The following is a 16672-nucleotide window of genomic DNA, read 5'->3' as shown; positions in this document are numbered from 1 at the left end:
GCTAGTCGTCGCCCCAGCGCGCGCCCGTAGCTCAGCTGGATAGAGCAAGGAGCTTCTACCTCCTCGGTCGGGGGTTCGAACCCCTCCGGGCGCGCCATCCCTGCCACGAAAACGGCAGATTTCAGCCATTCTCAGCGGTGTTAGTGTCTAACCTTTCTGCCCGGTTAGACATTTCCCAGCGCGCAAGAACGCCAATTGCATCGTCTGCCATGCTGCGTTGATTCGCCGCTTCCGTATACCGAGCGACCTCCTCGTCCTTCCTATGGCCGGACACCGCCTTCATGGTTTGGTTGCCCTGGTTGAGTTCGGCCATCCGCCGCATGATCGCTTTGCGCAGTCCGTGCGCGGTGCATTGCGGGAGGCCGGCGGCATCGCACTTATCGCGGAACCAGTTGCCGAAACCCGCTCGCGTGAACGGGCGCCCCTGCTCGTTGATCAGGAAGCACAGGTGAGACTTGGCGGCGGGCATCGCGACGATCGCCTCCAGCAGCTGCGGCGCGACGGCGATCCATAGGACCTTCCCTGTCTTGTCCTGCACAACCTTGATCCGGCCGTCGACAATGTGCTGGCGGCCCATCCGGATCGCATCGCTGCGTCGTTGGCCCGTCCATAGCAGGAGCTCCAGCGCCAGGCGTGCGTTTGTTCCTAGCTGGTGGCGGGCGCGGTACTGATCGATCTCATCTTCGCTCCACGTGTGATAGCCGGCGGATCGCTGCTCCACCGATAGCTTGACCTGATCCGCCAGCAGAACCGGGTTGCTCGCGATCATCCGCAACTTCACTGCGAAATTGAATAGGCGCACCAGTTCCTTGCGCAGCTTGCCGGCTGCGACGGGACCGCCGATCGGGCGCAGGCCGCGCGAGGTCTGAACCATCTTCCGCTGCATCTTCGCCGTTACGATCGCGTCAATGTGCTCGAACCCGACCCGGGCGACCGGCAGCTTGCCATATTCCTCGCTGAACCGGCCGATGATGCTGCGGACCTTGCTTTGAGTGGTCGTGGTAGGGCCCAGCCGCGTCGGGGTGGCAAAGTAGCGCGCGACGAGGTCGGCGATCGTACCTGGAATGGCGCGATCGACCGCAACCCCGATCGTTTCGCTGGCGTCCATGAAAGCGCGATACTCGGTTCGGAAATCCTCCGTGCCTAAGGGGGCCTTGAAATAGCCGCCTGCGAAGCCTTTGCGCCGGAAGCGCAGCCGCTCCTTGCCGTGCCTGTCCTTGAAGCTGCTAACGTACTCGGGGAGAAACCGGCGGCGCGTCATTTGCGAAGGGCCTCGCCACGATCAGTCATTCGGTCAGACTTTGCCAATCACAATATCCCAAGGGTTCGGATCGGCAGGAGGGGCGACCGATTCGCTGAGGATGACGATCTTTCCGTTCGGATCAATCTCTATGCGCCCGACCAGCATCCCAGCCTTCGTTGCACCGCGGACTGCGCGGGTCACGTCGGCTTCCTTAAAACGTGCCGCGGCGCTCATGCTGCTGCCTTTTCCTGCTCGACGTATCCCATGCCGCGCAGCTGCTGGTTTACCATCGTGATGAACCGCCGGCTTTCGAAATGCGGACGCTCCTGCCACCAGAGCATGGCTTCGATTGCGGCAGCGTAGCTCTCCCACCGCAGGTACGGCAGGATCCGCAGCGATCGGGTGTCATGCGCGTCGTGGATCGCCCATAGTTCGACGAGTGACAGGTCGCCGACCGCCGCGCCGTATTCGTACATCATCGCAGTACGCGCGTGATCGCGGCGCTTCTTGGCGCCGGTCAGCACTGCCTTCAGATCGGCAACCTTCTCCGCGTCGGTAGTGCGATCGAGCGACGGTAGCTCCATACGGGCGTACGCCTTCCAGTCGACGGCGATGGCGGTTGAGATACGCAGGCGTGTGGCGGCGTCTTCGACTGACAGCTTGCCCGCCTCAATCAGTGCGGGATCGCCTTCGGCTCGGTTCTTTCGGACGTCGTCGGCAACCTGCGCCATTTCCGCGTAGGCGTAGATGAAGCGGGGGCGATCAATCATAGCGGGTCAAATCCGGTTTGAATGCGCAGGATCATGAATGCGGGCCATTCCATCCGGCCGCGACCGTCGTTGGCTGCGCGATCCTCGTCGCGGTAGCGTTGGACCAGCGTAGCGTAATACGACGAAGCGGCTTTGCCGGCTTCTCTCACGTCTGGTGTGCCTCGGGTGCCGTTGCGCGTGATTCGCGCGACCATCGCAAGCGGCGTCAGCACGCGACCGCGCGTCGTGGCGCGGTTGTTCCAGTCGGCCGTATGGGCTGGCTTGCAGAACAGCTGATTGACCACCTTCGGCTCGAAGGGCTTCATGCACTCCGGGCAATGACGGACGGGCCATCCACCCTCCTGCTGACCCGGCAAGCGGTTATGGCCTATCTGAGAGCAGCCTTGTAACAAGGCACCTTTGATGGGCGGGTGCGTCAATGAATCCGCCCCACTGCGATCTCGACGATCAAGCCAAGCCACTGGAGGCAGATCGTCCCACCCTTAACAGAGTCGTGACGGCATTCGGGATGCCAGCGCTGATCTGGCGGCAGGACGGTCAAGGCATCGCCGCACCAACCGCTCCAAGACGCGTGAGGGATCAGGTGGCGGATCATGCAAACCCGCCGAAGTACGCCCAGGCAACGCGACCGGCGACCATGAGGAACATCGTGATCCCGACGATCAGGCAGGCCTTGCCGACCCGGTCCTGCCGCTCGCGCATGGCGTAGACGACGTCGATCCAGAACGGGCTGGTCGCCGGTGCCATCATCGGCGCGGCCGGGGCGTGACCGAGTTCGGCGAGGAACTGATCGAACGAGCAAGGCCGCTCGATCTGGCGGGCTACGGTGTCGGTGCGCATTCGCAACTCCCATCGGGCGGGGTGCCCTGATGGTCGCCATATCTGCCGTTATGGCATATTGAGTCAATCGCTATTATGTCGTAATGGCATACCTAACTTTTCCGTCTTGATCAATGTTCTGCGTTTGTTCTAAATTTATGCAATGACCGGGAGCGAACAGTGGGCGACTCGTTGAACAAGAAAATGGTGAGTTGGTATCGAGCGACGTGTTTCGGTCGTCCGATTGGACCGTGGCGGAAGAGCGTACGCTACGCTCGAGAAGATCTGATCGCGGAAGGGCTAGGGTCGCATGACGAGTACGGATGCTTCTTCGTCACGGTACCTGGCGGGATGGATCGTCAGTCCGAATGGATGCCCTATGATGAGGCCGTCGCGTTAGCGGCGTCGATAAAGCGCAGTCACACGGCCCATCACCGTGAACGCTTGCCCGTCGCCAATCTGGATCGGTCGATGCGCTTTGTTCGTCGATCGAGGAACTAATCGAGCCGGGTCATTCTCGAACTGCTTGAATGTCGTTTCGCCGTCCTCGTTCAGGATGACGAACAAATGCCCAGGGAACAACGCTTTGTCGTCGGGATCGACAACAACCATTCCGCCATCTTCTATCTCCAAATCCATTGAATCGCCCTGTACAACCAGAACGACGCCGTTTTGCGGCGCTGTCGAAGCCGCAAGCGGGAGGTGACCCGACGGCTGATGGATTGCTTCCTTCCAACTACCTGCTGCGACCTGACCGATTATGGGAAGCATGCGGACTGACTCTCCGCCCAGTTCGACCGCGGGGGCGCCGCCCAGCAACCAAGCCTGGGTCTTAACCATTTCCTGATGCTTGAACGGGCGTTTGCCAGTCAACCGCTTCGAGACCGCGCTCGGGTCGATACCAAGCAGGTTTGCTAGATCGCTCTGATCATAGCCCTTAGCTCGCATGAGCTCGCGGATTTCTGCGATTTCCATAGCTAATGCATCAAGAGCATGTCTGCCATTATGGCAAATGCCATTCCGGCATAATAGAGCTTGCTTCCAATCTGCCGTTTCGGCATATCTGCCGGTATGGATCGATTTGCAAACCTCGTCATCGATGCGCTCGGTGGGACAACAGCGGTAGCCAATAAGGCTCTCACCGGCGTTTCGACCGTCCACAACTGGCGGAAGAATGGCCTGTCGGCGTCCCGACTGGATCATCTGCGTCGCATAGCTCAAGACGAAGGGTCCTCTGACACAGTCTTTGCGATCGCTGCTGAATGCGGCGTCGATTTGCCAATTATGAGCGCAACCGCCGGCGCGTCATCGGGAAATGCGGACGCGACTTCCCTCCGGGTGCCAGCATGAGCGTGATCGCATCCGATGCGGTCAAGGGCCGCATGCTGAAGATCAAGTTCGGCGAACTGATCGGACGGATCGGCGGGCTGGAGGCAGCTGCGTCGTTCTGTCGCGTCGGCAAGAGCACGCTCGCTCGGTACGCCTCGATCGTCCAGGCTGACGCCGAGTGCTTCGCGCCGATCGACGTCGTCCGCGACCTCGAAGCGCTGGCGGGCGAGCCGATCGTCACGGCGACGTTGTGCGGGATGGCGGACGGCGTGTTCGTTGCGGTTCCCAACTCCCCGCCGGGCACCGGTGACCTGCTCACCATGATGTCCGCGCTCTCAAGCGAGTTCAACGATACGACCCGCGTGGTCTGCGACGGGCTCGTAGACGGCAATTTCTGCGCGAACGACGCTGCCAAGCTGGAGCGCGAGCTCGACGACGCGATCCGCGTCGCGGTCGGCATGCGGGCGCTGGCCCGATCCATTCATGGAGGTGAACGATGAAGACGCTCCGCCTGCGCCTTGGCGTCCGTGTGCCGAACGAAGGCGCTCGCCGCCTGGCGCAATGGATCATGCGCGAGCCCGCCGGCACGCTGGACAAGCTGCTGCGCAAGATCGGCATGGGTCAGATCGCAATGGAGCGGATGATGGCCGGCGAGCTCGCGCCCGACGCCGACATCGGCCACCAGATCTTCGCTTTCACCCGATGCGCCGTCACGATCAACGACTGGTATCGTCCTGCCGCTGGCGGCTGGTTCGACGTCGTCGGCGCCGAGTCCCTGCGGAGGGCTGCATGACCGCATCGGTTTCCAAGTTCACGCGCGGCGCTTCCCCGGCAGTCGCATGTGCCGGCGAGACGTCCCCACTGTCCTCGGACAGCGTCTCGCCGGGTTCGTTCGCCGAGGCGAAGGGCGTCATCGCGTCGATCGATCAGATCGAGACGTGGCTCGCCATCGCCAAGGCCGGCGACCGTTTCCTCTATGCGACGCGGCCGTTCCTGCCGGCAGGGTCGCAGGGCGCGCTGCGCATGCGTACGCTGTCCGAGCAAGGCCTCGTCCACCTCGTCCAGAAGCGGAGCGACCTGCTGCGCGGCGAGTGGTGCTATTACGCGGAGCGGTCGACTAAGTCGGCACGCGACATTCGCCCTCTTCGCGAGCCGCGTCACGACGTGCGGACGGTGCCGGACGATATCTCCGCCATCAACGTGCTGTTGCCGATCCTGAAGAAGGCGGCGCGGTTCGGCCGTCCCTGCCCCACTGACGTCCAGCTTGCCGAACGCGCGCAGCTGCCGCGCGACGCGGTGCAGCCGGCGATCGACGCGATGCGGACGATGAACATCATTCGGGTGCTGCCGGCGAAGGCCCCCACCCTGCGGCTCGTCGAGATCGTCGAGACCGGACACAAGACGGGACTGGTGGCATGAAGGTCGAGATCGAACGCGATGCGCTGCTCGGCGTGCTGGAGCAGGTTGCGGGGGTCGTCGAGCGGCGCAACACGATTCCGGTTCTGTCGAACCTTCTACTGATCGTCGACGCCGGTAAATTGTCGGTGACCGGTACGGATCTCGATATCGAGGCGACCGCGTCAGCTTCAGCAGCCGGCGAACTGCGCACAACGGTGCCGGCGGAAAAGATCCTCGCCGCGGTGAAGTCCTTCAAGGCCGGCAAGTTGACCATCGCTCCGGTCGAGGGTCGGCATGCGGTCACGGTGAAGCAGGGCCGCGGCGTCCGGACCCTCTCGACGTTACCAGCCGACGACTTTCCGAAGCGTCCAGCGCTGGGCAAGGCAGTGTCGTTTTCGATCCCCTGCGTCTCCCTCGCGCGGATCTTCGCAAAGTGCACCGTGGCGCAGTCGAGCGACGAGACACGCTACTACCTGATGGGCGTTTTCCTCCACACGACCGATACGAAACTGCGCGGGGCCGCGACTGACGGTCACCGTCTGATCCGCGTCGAGGCCGACCTGCCGGACGGTGCCAGCGACATGGCGGACATCATCGTGCCGAAGAAAGCAGTGGCGCAGGTGCTGCAGATGATGGGCAAGTCGACCGGCGAGATCGCTTTGCAGACCAACGGCACGGCGATCGCCTTCCAGCTGGGTGATGGTACGATCATCAGCAAGCTGATCGAGGGCACCTATCCCGACTACAACCGCGTCATTCCCGATGTTGCGCAGAACAGCATTAGCGTCGTCCGCGACGTCCTGATCGCCGCGGCGAGCGCCGTCACGTCCGTCGTCAACGCGGAGGGCGACAAGTCGAAGGTCCGTGCGGTCGCGATCGACATGGGAATCGACGACGAAGCGCACGAAATGACCGCGAAGGACCAGAGCGGCACGAGCGCAGTCGAGCCCATCGCCGCAACCTACAAGGGCAAGCCGCTCCAGTTCGGCGTTAACAGTCAATACCTGCGCGATGTCGCGGGCATCTTCGCCGAGGGCGCCGCCCTCACGATAACGCTGCATGATCCGGCAGCACCGCTTCGCATCGTCTCGGACAATGATCCCGATCTCGTCGGTGTCATCATGCCGATGCGCGTCTGAGGAGAATCAGCATGCACTTCGAGTTCGCAGAAGAAGACGCAATCAACGATCTGGTCACGGCCATTCAAGCCGGTGCTCCTGGGCCGGCGTTCGATGCTCTCGCTCGTTTCGTTGGCGATCAAGAAAACGCCGTCGAGATCCGCGAGCGCATTGCCGGCGCTCGCACACGTCGACGCTGATCGTGGCTAGCGAAACGCGGGTGAATCGCGGACCTCAGTCGCAACAGGAAGAACGCAAACAAGGCTTGGCGTACGCAGCGGCGTGGCGTCAGCGCATGCGGCCGGTGTTCGATGAGATATATGGCGAAGATCGTTGTCGTCTTTGCGGCGCGGTTCATCGCGCGTGAAACAGAAGCTCGATACTCAGGTCGCTGCGGCGATCGGCGCTATGCTCGTCGGCTGCAGCGAGATCACGCTCGATGAAGTCGCCGACAGGCTGCCCGATCATATACGTGCGGCTAACCCCTCGCTGAAGTCGATGACGAAGGCGCTCGTTGGCGCTGGCTGGGTTGCGCAGCGGCGCGATGGCGGCAGCGTCGTCTATCTGCCGCCTCGCCCCGAAGGCGAGGAAGGCCCTGATCCGCGGCATAACGGCTTTGAGGGCGGCGCGGTGGCGGCGGACGAGGTTCGGCTTCTGATCGAGCGGGCCGAGCGCCTGATCGAACAGAAGAAGGGCATCGCCGACGACATCAAGGACGTCATGGCCGAGGCGAAGGGCCGTGGATACGACCCTAGCGCCCTCCAGGACATCATCAAATTACGGGCGAAGAAGCCCGAGGAACAGCACGAGCGGCAGGCGATCCTAGAGGTCTACCTCCGCGCATTGGGGATGATGTGATGAGCAGCGTGAACAAGGTTATCCTCGTCGGCCATCTCGGCAAGGATCCGGAGGCGCGCAGCTTCCAGAACGGTGGCGAGATCGTGAACATGAGCCTCGCGACGTCCGAGCGCTGGAAGGACCGCGTGTCCGGCGAGCAGAAGGAACGGACCGAGTGGCACAATATCGTCATCATGAACGAAGGGCTCGTGAAGGTCGCGAAGCAGTATCTGCGGAAAGGCGCCAAGGTCTACATCGAAGGCGCGCTGCGCACCCGCAAGTGGCAGGACAACGCCGGTAACGATCGCTGGTCGACCGAGATCGTGCTTGGCGCGTTCAATTCCACACTCGTCCTGCTCGATCGCCGCGAAGCCGACCCCGGCCGCACCGACTATTCGAGCTACGGCGACACGCGCGGCGGTGCTGCCGGTGGCGCTGCTGGAGGCAGCACTGGCGGTTCGCGCGGCACCTTCACCGACGATCTGGACGACGACGTGCCGTTCTAACGGTCGAACCGTCGCGCCGCTGGCAGGCCGGTCTCGGTCGTCTGCCGCCAATTTTGCCGGGGGCATGATCTGTGAGCGTTTCCACTTCGTTGCCGTCTCAGCTGGAGGCGGCGCTGTCATTCGCGCGCCGTGGCTGGCCGGTGTTTCCGTGCTCGGTTACGAACAAGCGGCCCTTGGTGCCGCAAGATCGGGACAGCGAGAACAAGCCGATCAAGGGATCGGGCGGCGTGTCGAAGGCGACGTGCGACGCGGATCAGATCCGCGCCTGGTGGCGCAAATGGCCCAAGGCGATGATCGGCGTCTCCGTTGGCAAGGCCAATCTGATCGTGGTCGACTTCGATCCGCGTATCGACGCGGTCACCGGCGAAGAGTGGACGCTGGAGCAGCTGAAGGCGGATCTGGAGGAACAGATCGGTTGCGCACTGCCGACCAGCCTCGCAGTGCGGACGCCCTCAGGCGGCGTGCATGTCTATTTCCAGATGCCCGAGGGCGAGCCGATCGGGAACCGCGGCAACCTGCCCGATCACATCGATGTCCGCGGCCTGGGCGGTTATACGATCGTCCCGCCCAGCCACTGCGAAGGCGATGCGAAGAACGCGACCGGCACCTACCGCTGGCTGCGCGGCGATCCCGATGCCGAGATCGTCGCGATGCCGCCCGAGCTGGTCGCGGTGCTGCGCTCGCCGACCGGTAAACGCAAAGCCGATCCGGCCGGCGCTGCCGCATCGACTTACGTCCCGCGCGACGTGTTCCCCGTTGACGTCGATGCACGGCACAAGCGGTATGCGCAGATCGCGCTTCAGGAAGAGATGGACGAGCTTGCCGCAACGCCGATTGGTGGTGGCCGATGGGGTGGTCGCAACCAGGGTATCTATCATGCGGCGCTGAAGATGGGCGGGCTCGTCATGGCGGGCGCGATCGCGGAGAACTTCGTACGCGCCGGCCTTGAATCGGTCGTGCGCGCAATGCCGCAGAACGACGACCTCGTGGCCGCGCTGAAGGCGATCGATAACGGGTTTGCCAACGCGAAGCCCCGCGATCTCGGCGCCGTAGGCGCGCAGACGGCGCGCGGGCGCGATAGTGGCCGGTCCTCATCCGTATCGTCGTTTGCGCCGGAGGTTCCGCCGCTCGACGCCTATGCCGAGGACATCGGCCGGTTCGAACCCGGACCCGACGAAGAGGGAAATTCCGAGCCCTTCCAAACCGGAACCATCAGCCCCGCCAACCAGACTGGGGGGTCAGGGGGGCGCATTGCGCCGGCCAAGGACGAAGCGCTGGATCGCCAATGCGCGGTGTTGGCGACCACGGATCTCGGCAACGCGGAACGTTTCAGGGCGCGGCATGCATGGCGCTTCCGCTTCTGCAACGAACTCGGGTGGTTCGTATGGGACAACCGGCGGTGGGAGTTGCTGTCGGAGGAGAAGGACAAGATTCCCGGAAAGGTCAGCCTCGCGGTGTTTGATACCGTGCGGTCGATCCGACACGAAGCGGAGCTCGTCGCCGCCAGCGGTCTGATCGAGGAGCTTCCCGCCGACGCTACCGACGAACAGCGCGCCACGACACTGGACTTTATCGTCCGGTGGAAGGGCAGCGGCGATAACAAGATTCCGATCTACTACAGCGAGATGCTGCGAGACCATGCGAAGTCGAGCGAGGGATCGCAGCGGCTCGGGTGCATTGCCGGGCTGGTGAAATCGTTCATCGACGTCTCGATCCGTGCCGATGCCATGGACGCCGATCGCATGGCCGTGAACCTGCTCAACGGCACGCTGCGGCTGACGCAGACTGGTAAGCGCTGGTGCATGGTCGAGGGCGTGCTGAAGCCGATCACGATGGGCGATCGCTGGGGTATGCGCCTCGACAAGCATCGTCCCGAGGACCTGATCAGCAAGATCGCCAACGTCGTGTTCGATCCGAAGGCGATCTGCCCTGACTATGACAGGTTCCTCGCGGTCGTGCAGCCGGACGAGAAGATGCGGCGCTTCCTGCATCAGTGGGGCGGTCTCAGCATGACCGGGGACATCAGCGAGCAGAAGCTGGCTTTCTTCCACGGCAAGGGGCGCAACGGCAAATCGACGCTGGTCGATGCCTGGAGCTACATCGCCGGTGACTATGGTGGATCGGTCGGGATCGAGACGTTCCTCGACCAGGGACGCGGACGCAAGGGCGGCGAAGCAACGCCCGATCTGGCACGGCTGCCCGGCATCCGGTTCCTCCGCACGTCCGAACCCGAGAAGGGCGCGAAACTGGCGGAAGCGCTGATCAAGCTGATCACGGGCGGCGAGCTGATCGACGCGCGCCATCTGAACAAGGGCTTCTTCTCGTTCCTGCCGTCGTTCAAGGTAACGATCTCGGGCAACCACAAGCCGAAGATCACGGGCCACGACGACGGGATATGGCGGCGCGTCATGCTCGTACCGTGGGACATCCAAATCGCCAAAGAGGCGGTCGACAAGGCCTTGCCGGAGAAGCTGAAGAAGGAATCGTCCGGCATCCTCAACCGGCTGCTGGAGGGGCTTCTCGACTGGCGGGAGCACGGTCTGGTCGAGCCCGACAGCGTGATCGCGGCAACGGCGAAATACCGCGAGCAGAGCGATCAGCTAGGCCGCTTCCTCGACGAGTGTACCAAGGCCGTCGACGGAGCTCGATCGAAGTCGTCGACGCTGTTCGACCTCTTCAAGGCATGGTCGAAGGCGACCGGCGCGGCCGAATGGCAGACGCAGGGCTTCTCGAAAGCGATGGAGGACCGTGGCTTCGAGAAGAAGGCGTCCAATGGCATGCAATGGCTCGACATCGAGATGACGAAATCACCGTCCGACTATGTCGACGCGAATGCCAGCCGCTCCGGATATGGCGGCGATCCCGGACCCTACCCGGATGACGAGCCGCTCTAGGCTGAATTTGGAAGGGGTTCGCCTTCCGGCTGGAACCACAATTGGAAGGACAAAAATGGCGGATTTGTACGGGCTTGGAAGGGGTGGAAGGGCTTTGCTTGGTCCTCCCGTCATGTGCGCGTGTGTGCGCACATGCGCACACGAAAGACCCTGAATTATCATTCCACCCCTTCCAATCTCTTCGATCGAACAGATCGAACCAAACAGAAACGGCGGAAATCCGCCAATCATGCGAACCCAAAGGACCAATAGAATGGAAGGACTACCCGCCGACGTCTCCCCTCCGATGGAAGGACAGCCCCTTCCACGTGATTTCTGGACGTTCGACATGGTGGAGGAGCGTCTGGTCGAGGCGATGATCACGTGCTGGCGGCACCCGGACCGCGAACGCGGATGGCAGCGGGTGCGATCGGCGTGGCCCGACATCCTGCGCGAGGTATCGGCTGGCGACTATGATGCCCGCGGTGCTGACCTTGCCAGTTCGGATGTCGAGTTCCGACCCTCATCGCTGACCCGGATCGAGGTTGGCGAGATGGAGGAGGCGTTCGCCTGGACGGATATGCTCGCGCTAGACGATCGCAAGCTCGTCGGCATGGTCGTCACCGAACTCGCGCGAGGACAGCGCGAGGTGAAGTGGCGCCGGCTGTTGGTGCGGATGGGTCTGCAGCGCGGTGCGGACGGCCTGCGCAAGCGGTATGGTCGGGCAATCAACGCAATCTGCATCGCTAAGAATGGCGGAAATGCACTGGGTTGACGTGTCAAGTGGGACGATTTGCAAGAACGGTAATTTTGTATGTCCGCCTATCGTGCGATTTAGGTCTATAGGAGACCACGCTGGGTTGGACCTTCGGGTTCGATGCAGCGCCTCTCCCTTATCGATACCCCTTCGACGGGCGGCGCGACTTCGGTCTCGCCGCCCGTCGCCGTTCAGGCGTACCCACATGCCCAAGCTGACCAGCCTCAAGCCGATGCTTGGTTCGCTTGCGCCGATGATCGGGCGGTTGCCGGGACGGGAGGCGTACGACGCGGAGCGTCGGACGGTGACATGGCGCGGCTGGTACAAGCTCGCTCGGTGGAAGAAGCTGCGACTGGCGATCTTCGTGCGTGATCTGTTCACGTGCCAGATGCCGGGATGTGGTCGGATCGAGGGCGACACGTCGCTGCTCGTCGCGGATCACGTGAAGCGGCACGAAGGCGACGAACGCCTGTTCTGGGACGAGGGCAACCTCCAGACCCTCTGCAAGCCCTGTCACGACGGGGCAAAGCAGAGGGCCGAACGGAAGCGCGGTTAACCGCGCTCGCGATTGTTTCTGCCTAATTCCCCCTCGAACTTAGCCCACTTCCGGTCCAGATCACGATACTTGTTCACGTCGGGTGCGGTCGACGGTGCTGCTGGTACTGGTGCTGGTGCTGCCGTTGGGCTGTCTCTGTCGTCCATCGTACTGGCCTCCTCGGCCTTCATCAAAGTCATCTCAGTGTGAACGAAGGTAAGTGGTGTTGGTCTGTCTTCGGATCAACCAAGTCGACGCTGGGGGGGGGTGAAAAGTCCGGAAGGGCATCGGCTTGGGGACCGCTGTTCCTCTCACGCGGAGATTTTATTTCGTCATGGCTGAAATTCTGGGGCTCGATCTCTTCGGTGACCCCATCCAGCCGGACCGGGAGACGCGTGGAAGGCCCGAGCATTCGTGGTCCCTCGCGAACTCGAACAAGGTTCTGATCGCGTTCGCGCGCGGTCTGAGCGTGAAAGAGGCGGCAGTGGCGATCGGGGTTTCGGTCCCCACGCTGCGGAAACATTATTTTGCCGAGGTCGGAAAGCGGCAGGCGGCGCGTGTCCGGATGGAGATCGCGCAGCTGGCCCGCCTCAACGACGCCGCTTCGGGCGGCAACGTCGCTGCCGAGAAGGAATTGTTCAAGCGGATGGACAAGGCGGCGCTCGCCGAACTGGCCGAACGCGTCGCGGATCGCGGTAACGCGAAGCCGTCAGGGCAACCCAAGCTCGGCAAGAAGGCGTCGGCGAAGGCAGCGGCCGGTCAGGTCACGGGCAAGTTCGCCCCGCCGCCCCAGCCGAAGCTGCTCAATTGACGCCGGTCTGGTCAACCGCCTGTCGTGACTGGGAAGAACGGATCGTCCAGCGGCGTTCGCTGATACCGTTCGACCCTCTGTTTCCCGACGAGGCCGCTGCCGCCCTGGCGGTGTTCAAGTCGCTCCACATCGTCGACCTGCCCGGCAAGCCGACCTTCGGCGAGGCCTGCGACCAGTGGGTGTTCGACTTCGTGTCGGCCATCTTCGGGGCGTACGACCACCAATCGGCGCGGCGTCTGATCCGGAAGTTCCTCCTGCTGATCAGCAAGAAGAACTCGAAGTCGACGATCGCCGCGGGGATCATGGTCACGGCGCTGATCCGCAACTGGCGGTTCAACGCCGAACTGCTGATCCTCGCGCCAACGATTGAGGTCGCGGGCAACAGCTTCGACCCTGCTGCCGGCATGGTCCGCCACGACCCGGAACTCGACGCGCTGCTCGATGTCATCGACCATCAGCGATTGATCAAGCACCGGACCACCGGCGCCGAGCTGAAGGTAGTGGCGGCGAACAAGGACGTCGTCAGCGGTACCAAGGCGGCGTTCGTGCTGGTCGACGAGCTCTGGCTTTTCGGCAAGCGCGCCAACGCCAAGGCGATGCTGCGAGAGGCGACGGGAGGTCTGTCGTCCGCGCGCGAAGGCTTCGTGGTCTACCTGACGACGCATAGCGACGAAGAACCACGGGGCGTCTTCAAGGACGAGCTCGACCATTTTCGCGGCGTCCGCGATAGCACGATCGAAGATCCTGCCAGTCTGGGCGTCCTCTATGAATACCCGCCAGCGATGCTGGAGCGGGATGCTTTCCTCAAGCCCTCGAACTTCTACGTCACCAACCCGAACATCGGGCGGTCGGTACACGAAGATTGGATCGAGAACGAACTCGCGCAGGAGAAGCGCGGCGCAGGCGAAGGGTTGCAGATCTTCCTCGCGAAGCATCTCAACGTGGAGATCGGCACCCGGCTCAGTCGGGATCGCTGGACCGGCGCCGAGTTCTGGGATGGCGCCATCGACAAGACGATCACGGTCGACGAGCTCATTCGGCGGTGCGAGGTCATCGTCGCCGGGGTCGACGGCGGTGGCCTGGACGATCTGCTCGGGCTCTGCCTGATCGGACGCGAGAAAGGTTCTAAGCGCTGGCTGGTGTGGTGCCATGCCTGGGCATGGTCGATCGTCTGGAAGCGCCGGCAGGACATCGTGACCAAGCTCAACGAACTGATCGCCGAAGGCTCTCTGACCCGGTGCGAGATGGTCGACGACGATCTGTCCACCGACATCGATGCCGATGGCAGCGAGGTCGGGCAGGCTGACCTGACCGAGGATGTCCGCGGCGTCGTGGAGATCCTCGTGAAGGTTCGCGACGCTGGGTTGTTCCCGGAAGGTGGAGCGATCGGGCTCGACCCGATGGGTGTTGCCGCGATCGTTGACGAGCTTTCGTCGAACGGCTTCGACAGCGCCACGCAGCTGATGTCCATCCCGCAGGGCTACAAGCTCAGCGGCGCGGTCAAGGGCTCGGCGCGCAAGCTGGCGGCCCGCACTATGCGGCATGCCGGCACCGCCCTGATGCAATGGTGCGTCGGCAACGCGAAGATGGAGCCGCGCGGAACAAGTGCGGTTGCGATCGTGAAATCGGCGCCCGGCGCAAAGATCGACCCGCTCGCAGCGATGTTCAACGCCGTGACCCTAATGACCAGAAACCCGGAGGCCGTGATGAACGTCGATGACTGGATTGCGAGCCTGCGCGCATGACGGGATACCGTCTCTCGGCGCGCGCTGCGGAGGCGGAAGCACGCGCGAGTTCCAGCCGTGAAGTGGCGCTGGAACGCAAATCGGTCACCTGGATCGAGGGGCAGCCTGCCGGTCGCAGCGATGGCGATAACTTCATCACCAACCGGATCACGACCGAGGCGCACGAGGACAACCGCGGTACCAACGTCGGCTCGATCCTCGGGCTTTCGGCGACATGGTCCTGTGTCGGCTTCTGGGCCGGCAACATCGCCGCACTGCCTGTCATGATCTACCGGAGGGGCCCCGACGGCGTTCCCGTCGAGGCTCGTGACCATCCGCTCTACTGGCTGCTGCATACGAGTCCGAACTACGATCAATCGGCGTTCGACTTTTGGGAGTTCATGGTCGCGTCGATCGAGCTTCACGGCAACGCCTATGCCGAGATGCAGATGCGGAGCGACGGCCTGCTCGGTCTTCTCACGCCGATCCGTCCAGACCTGATGAATGTGCGCCAACTTTCGACCGGTGCGCTTCAGTACACCTGGTACGATGAAGGTCGCAAACGGACCGCGCTGCAAGATCAGATCCTGCATATTCGGGGGTTCGGTGGCGGACCGCTCGGGGGGCTTTCTCCCCTGGCGGTATGTCGGCAGGCCTTTGCAGCGGCGCTCGCGCCGGAGCGCGCATCGTCGGTGATATTCCGCAATGGTGTGCGGACCTCGGGCGTCTTGTCTACCGACAAGTCGCTCACCGGGCCACAGCGCGTCGAGACCGAGGCGTTGCTGCAAGACAAGTTCGTCGGCGCGCAGAACGCGGGCCGGCCGATGCTGCTCGACAATGGGCTGACTTGGACGGCGTTGACGATCAATCCCGCGGACGCCGAGATGCTCGAATCGCGCAAGTTCAGCATAGAGGACGTCTGTCGGATCTTCGACGTCGATCCGCACCTCGTTGGTCATACCGCCGGCAACACGTCGCTCGGAAGCAGCATCAAGGATCAGACGCAGTCACTGCTGAAGTTCAAGCTGCGCAAGCGCCTGAAACGGATCGAGGGCGCGCTGGAGAAGCAGCTTCTCACCCCGCAGGATCGCTCGCAGGGCATCTCGATCGAGTTCAACGTCGAGGGTTTCCTCCGCGCCGATAGCGAGGGTCGCGCCGCCTACTACGACATCATGCAGCAGTTCATGACGAAGAACGAAATTCGCGCGCTGGAGGGCCTCGCGCCGATCGCCGGAGGCGACGCGCTGATGGTCCAGATGCAGGACGTCCCCCTTTCGCGTGCGTTAGCCGCGCCCACGGAGAAGCAGAATGTTTGACGTATTGGACATCGCGCTCGACGCGAAGGCGCTGGACGATGACGGTAACATCGAGGGCATCGCCGTCGGCTATGGCGATATCGACCATGGCGGCGACATCGTCGCGCAGGGTGCGGTGAAGCTCGAAGGGCGCAAGAGCATACCGATGCTTCTCCATCACGACCGCAAGCGGCCCGTCGGTGTCTGGAACAAGTTCGAGGAGCGCTCGGACGGCCTGCACGTCAAAGGCCTGTTCTCGACATCGGCCCTTGCACGCGAGGCACGCGACGACGTGCGGATCGGTGCGATCACCGGTCTGTCGATGGGGTTCGTCACGCAGAAGCATCGCTTCGAGGGCAAGTCGCGCCACCTTCTGGAGGTCGGCCTGCACGAGATATCGCTGGTCACCGTGCCCATGAACGCGCGGACGCGGATCCTCAGCGTCAAAGACATTCTCGGCGCTGGCGAACTGCCCAGCGTTCGCGAGTTCGAGGATCACCTGCGGGAAGCAGGTTTTTCCCGAGCAAAGGCGACGGCCTTGGCCGCAGCCTGCACGCCGCATCTTCGGGGGGATCCCGAGGCGAAGGCGATCGACGAGCTCGAACAGTTCCACCGGGCGCTGCTCGGCTAATCCTTCCTCTCTGCCGAAAGGGCATT

The 16672-nt window shown here is 63.1% G+C and carries 20 protein-coding genes and 1 tRNA gene; 15 read left to right on the top strand and 6 right to left on the bottom strand.

All coding sequences use genetic code 11. The features are described 5' to 3' along the window. Nucleotides 1-20 precede the first annotated feature (20 nt). A tRNA-Arg gene (locus O6Y00_RS18460) sits at nucleotides 21-97 on the top strand. A 24-nt stretch (nucleotides 98-121) separates the two neighbouring features. Here O6Y00_RS18460 and O6Y00_RS18455 read toward each other — a convergent pair. The 6 genes from O6Y00_RS18455 to O6Y00_RS18430 form a co-directional block, all read right to left on the bottom strand. Further along, complete coding sequence (locus tag O6Y00_RS18455; protein ID WP_353444031.1) at nucleotides 122-1261, bottom strand: tyrosine-type recombinase/integrase; 1140 nt, start codon at nucleotides 1259-1261, stop codon at nucleotides 122-124. Nucleotides 1262-1294: 33 nt separating this feature from the next. Then, nucleotides 1295-1477, bottom strand: coding sequence for a hypothetical protein (locus tag O6Y00_RS18450; RefSeq protein WP_353444030.1), 183 nt, complete (start codon nucleotides 1475-1477; stop codon nucleotides 1295-1297). After that, entirely contained in the window at nucleotides 1474-2013 is a 540-nt protein-coding gene (locus tag O6Y00_RS18445; RefSeq protein ID WP_353444029.1) for a hypothetical protein, read from the bottom strand. The genes O6Y00_RS18450 and O6Y00_RS18445 overlap by 4 nt, the downstream gene beginning before the upstream one ends. Then, entirely contained in the window at nucleotides 2010-2318 is a 309-nt protein-coding gene (locus tag O6Y00_RS18440; RefSeq protein WP_353444028.1) for a hypothetical protein, read from the bottom strand. Before O6Y00_RS18440 ends, O6Y00_RS18445 begins: the two co-directional genes overlap by 4 nt. Before the next feature lie 286 nt (nucleotides 2319-2604). Further along, the gene (locus tag O6Y00_RS18435) at nucleotides 2605-2853 is read right to left on the bottom strand and encodes a hypothetical protein (protein ID WP_353444027.1); all 249 of its coding nucleotides are present in this window, start codon (nucleotides 2851-2853) and stop codon (nucleotides 2605-2607) included. Nucleotides 2854-3228: 375 nt separating this feature from the next. Further along, nucleotides 3229-4053, bottom strand: coding sequence for a LexA family protein (locus O6Y00_RS18430; protein WP_353444026.1), 825 nt, complete (start codon nucleotides 4051-4053; stop codon nucleotides 3229-3231). Between the two features lie 125 nt (nucleotides 4054-4178). Between O6Y00_RS18430 and O6Y00_RS18425 the strand changes: the two genes are divergently transcribed. The 14 genes from O6Y00_RS18425 (at nucleotide 4179) to O6Y00_RS18360 (ending at nucleotide 16646) form a co-directional block, all read left to right on the top strand. Continuing rightward, on the top strand, nucleotides 4179-4661 hold the full coding sequence (locus O6Y00_RS18425; RefSeq protein WP_353444025.1) for a hypothetical protein: 483 nt from the start codon (nucleotides 4179-4181) through the stop codon (nucleotides 4659-4661). Further along, a complete protein-coding gene (locus O6Y00_RS18420) occupies nucleotides 4658-4954 on the top strand; it encodes a hypothetical protein (protein WP_353444024.1) in 297 nt (98 codons plus the stop codon). The genes O6Y00_RS18425 and O6Y00_RS18420 overlap by 4 nt, the downstream gene beginning before the upstream one ends. Continuing rightward, on the top strand, nucleotides 4951-5580 hold the full coding sequence (locus O6Y00_RS18415) for a hypothetical protein (protein WP_353444023.1): 630 nt from the start codon (nucleotides 4951-4953) through the stop codon (nucleotides 5578-5580). The genes O6Y00_RS18420 and O6Y00_RS18415 overlap by 4 nt, the downstream gene beginning before the upstream one ends. Next, nucleotides 5577-6698, top strand: a complete 1122-nt coding sequence (gene dnaN / locus O6Y00_RS18410; protein WP_353444022.1) for a DNA polymerase III subunit beta — start codon at nucleotides 5577-5579, stop codon at nucleotides 6696-6698. The genes O6Y00_RS18415 and dnaN overlap by 4 nt, the downstream gene beginning before the upstream one ends. A gap of 11 nt (nucleotides 6699-6709) precedes the next feature. Continuing rightward, nucleotides 6710-6877, top strand: a complete 168-nt coding sequence (locus O6Y00_RS18405) for a hypothetical protein (RefSeq protein ID WP_353444021.1) — start codon at nucleotides 6710-6712, stop codon at nucleotides 6875-6877. A 430-nt stretch (nucleotides 6878-7307) separates the two neighbouring features. Further along, entirely contained in the window at nucleotides 7308-7535 is a 228-nt protein-coding gene (locus O6Y00_RS18400; RefSeq protein WP_353444126.1) for a DUF2312 domain-containing protein, read from the top strand. Then, nucleotides 7535-8020: a single-stranded DNA-binding protein gene (gene ssb, locus O6Y00_RS18395; protein WP_353444020.1), complete on the top strand. Its 486-nt coding sequence runs from the start codon at nucleotides 7535-7537 to the stop codon at nucleotides 8018-8020. Before O6Y00_RS18400 ends, ssb begins: the two co-directional genes overlap by 1 nt. Before the next feature lie 89 nt (nucleotides 8021-8109). Continuing rightward, complete coding sequence (locus O6Y00_RS18390; protein ID WP_353444019.1) at nucleotides 8110-10914, top strand: phage/plasmid primase, P4 family; 2805 nt, start codon at nucleotides 8110-8112, stop codon at nucleotides 10912-10914. A gap of 253 nt (nucleotides 10915-11167) precedes the next feature. Beyond that, nucleotides 11168-11668 (top strand): hypothetical protein, encoded by a 501-nt coding sequence (locus O6Y00_RS18385; RefSeq protein WP_353444018.1) that lies wholly within the window; start codon nucleotides 11168-11170, stop codon nucleotides 11666-11668. 187 nt (nucleotides 11669-11855) lie between these two features. Then, the gene (locus O6Y00_RS18380) at nucleotides 11856-12206 is read left to right on the top strand and encodes an HNH endonuclease (protein ID WP_353444017.1); all 351 of its coding nucleotides are present in this window, start codon (nucleotides 11856-11858) and stop codon (nucleotides 12204-12206) included. Nucleotides 12207-12519: 313 nt separating this feature from the next. Beyond that, nucleotides 12520-12996 (top strand): hypothetical protein, encoded by a 477-nt coding sequence (locus O6Y00_RS18375; protein ID WP_353444016.1) that lies wholly within the window; start codon nucleotides 12520-12522, stop codon nucleotides 12994-12996. Further along, nucleotides 12993-14741, top strand: a complete 1749-nt coding sequence (locus O6Y00_RS18370; protein WP_353444015.1) for a terminase large subunit — start codon at nucleotides 12993-12995, stop codon at nucleotides 14739-14741. Before O6Y00_RS18375 ends, O6Y00_RS18370 begins: the two co-directional genes overlap by 4 nt. Beyond that, nucleotides 14738-16036, top strand: coding sequence for a phage portal protein (locus O6Y00_RS18365; RefSeq protein ID WP_353444014.1), 1299 nt, complete (start codon nucleotides 14738-14740; stop codon nucleotides 16034-16036). Before O6Y00_RS18370 ends, O6Y00_RS18365 begins: the two co-directional genes overlap by 4 nt. After that, nucleotides 16029-16646 (top strand): HK97 family phage prohead protease, encoded by a 618-nt coding sequence (locus O6Y00_RS18360; RefSeq protein ID WP_353444013.1) that lies wholly within the window; start codon nucleotides 16029-16031, stop codon nucleotides 16644-16646. Before O6Y00_RS18365 ends, O6Y00_RS18360 begins: the two co-directional genes overlap by 8 nt. The last annotated feature ends 26 nt before the right edge of the window (nucleotides 16647-16672 follow it).

The organism is Sphingomonas faeni (genome assembly GCF_040407565.1).
Taxonomy (GTDB): domain Bacteria; phylum Pseudomonadota; class Alphaproteobacteria; order Sphingomonadales; family Sphingomonadaceae; genus Sphingomonas; species Sphingomonas faeni_F.
This window is presented reverse-complemented; position numbering and strand designations above follow the sequence as displayed.

Coding starts and splice junctions, on each gene's coding strand:
- O6Y00_RS18455 (WP_353444031.1), bottom strand. CDS start 1,261: ATGACGCGCCGCCGGTTTCTCCCCGAGTACGTTAGCAGCTTCAAGGAC.
- O6Y00_RS18450 (WP_353444030.1), bottom strand. CDS start 1,477: ATGAGCGCCGCGGCACGTTTTAAGGAAGCCGACGTGACCCGCGCAGTC.
- O6Y00_RS18445 (WP_353444029.1), bottom strand. CDS start 2,013: ATGATTGATCGCCCCCGCTTCATCTACGCCTACGCGGAAATGGCGCAG.
- O6Y00_RS18440 (WP_353444028.1), bottom strand. CDS start 2,318: ATGAAGCCCTTCGAGCCGAAGGTGGTCAATCAGCTGTTCTGCAAGCCA.
- O6Y00_RS18435 (WP_353444027.1), bottom strand. CDS start 2,853: ATGCGCACCGACACCGTAGCCCGCCAGATCGAGCGGCCTTGCTCGTTC.
- O6Y00_RS18425 (WP_353444025.1), top strand. CDS start 4,179: ATGAGCGTGATCGCATCCGATGCGGTCAAGGGCCGCATGCTGAAGATC.
- O6Y00_RS18420 (WP_353444024.1), top strand. CDS start 4,658: ATGAAGACGCTCCGCCTGCGCCTTGGCGTCCGTGTGCCGAACGAAGGC.
- O6Y00_RS18415 (WP_353444023.1), top strand. CDS start 4,951: ATGACCGCATCGGTTTCCAAGTTCACGCGCGGCGCTTCCCCGGCAGTC.
- dnaN (WP_353444022.1), top strand. CDS start 5,577: ATGAAGGTCGAGATCGAACGCGATGCGCTGCTCGGCGTGCTGGAGCAG.
- O6Y00_RS18405 (WP_353444021.1), top strand. CDS start 6,710: ATGCACTTCGAGTTCGCAGAAGAAGACGCAATCAACGATCTGGTCACG.
- ssb (WP_353444020.1), top strand. CDS start 7,535: ATGAGCAGCGTGAACAAGGTTATCCTCGTCGGCCATCTCGGCAAGGAT.
- O6Y00_RS18385 (WP_353444018.1), top strand. CDS start 11,168: ATGGAAGGACTACCCGCCGACGTCTCCCCTCCGATGGAAGGACAGCCC.
- O6Y00_RS18380 (WP_353444017.1), top strand. CDS start 11,856: ATGCCCAAGCTGACCAGCCTCAAGCCGATGCTTGGTTCGCTTGCGCCG.
- O6Y00_RS18375 (WP_353444016.1), top strand. CDS start 12,520: ATGGCTGAAATTCTGGGGCTCGATCTCTTCGGTGACCCCATCCAGCCG.
- O6Y00_RS18365 (WP_353444014.1), top strand. CDS start 14,738: ATGACGGGATACCGTCTCTCGGCGCGCGCTGCGGAGGCGGAAGCACGC.
- O6Y00_RS18360 (WP_353444013.1), top strand. CDS start 16,029: ATGTTTGACGTATTGGACATCGCGCTCGACGCGAAGGCGCTGGACGAT.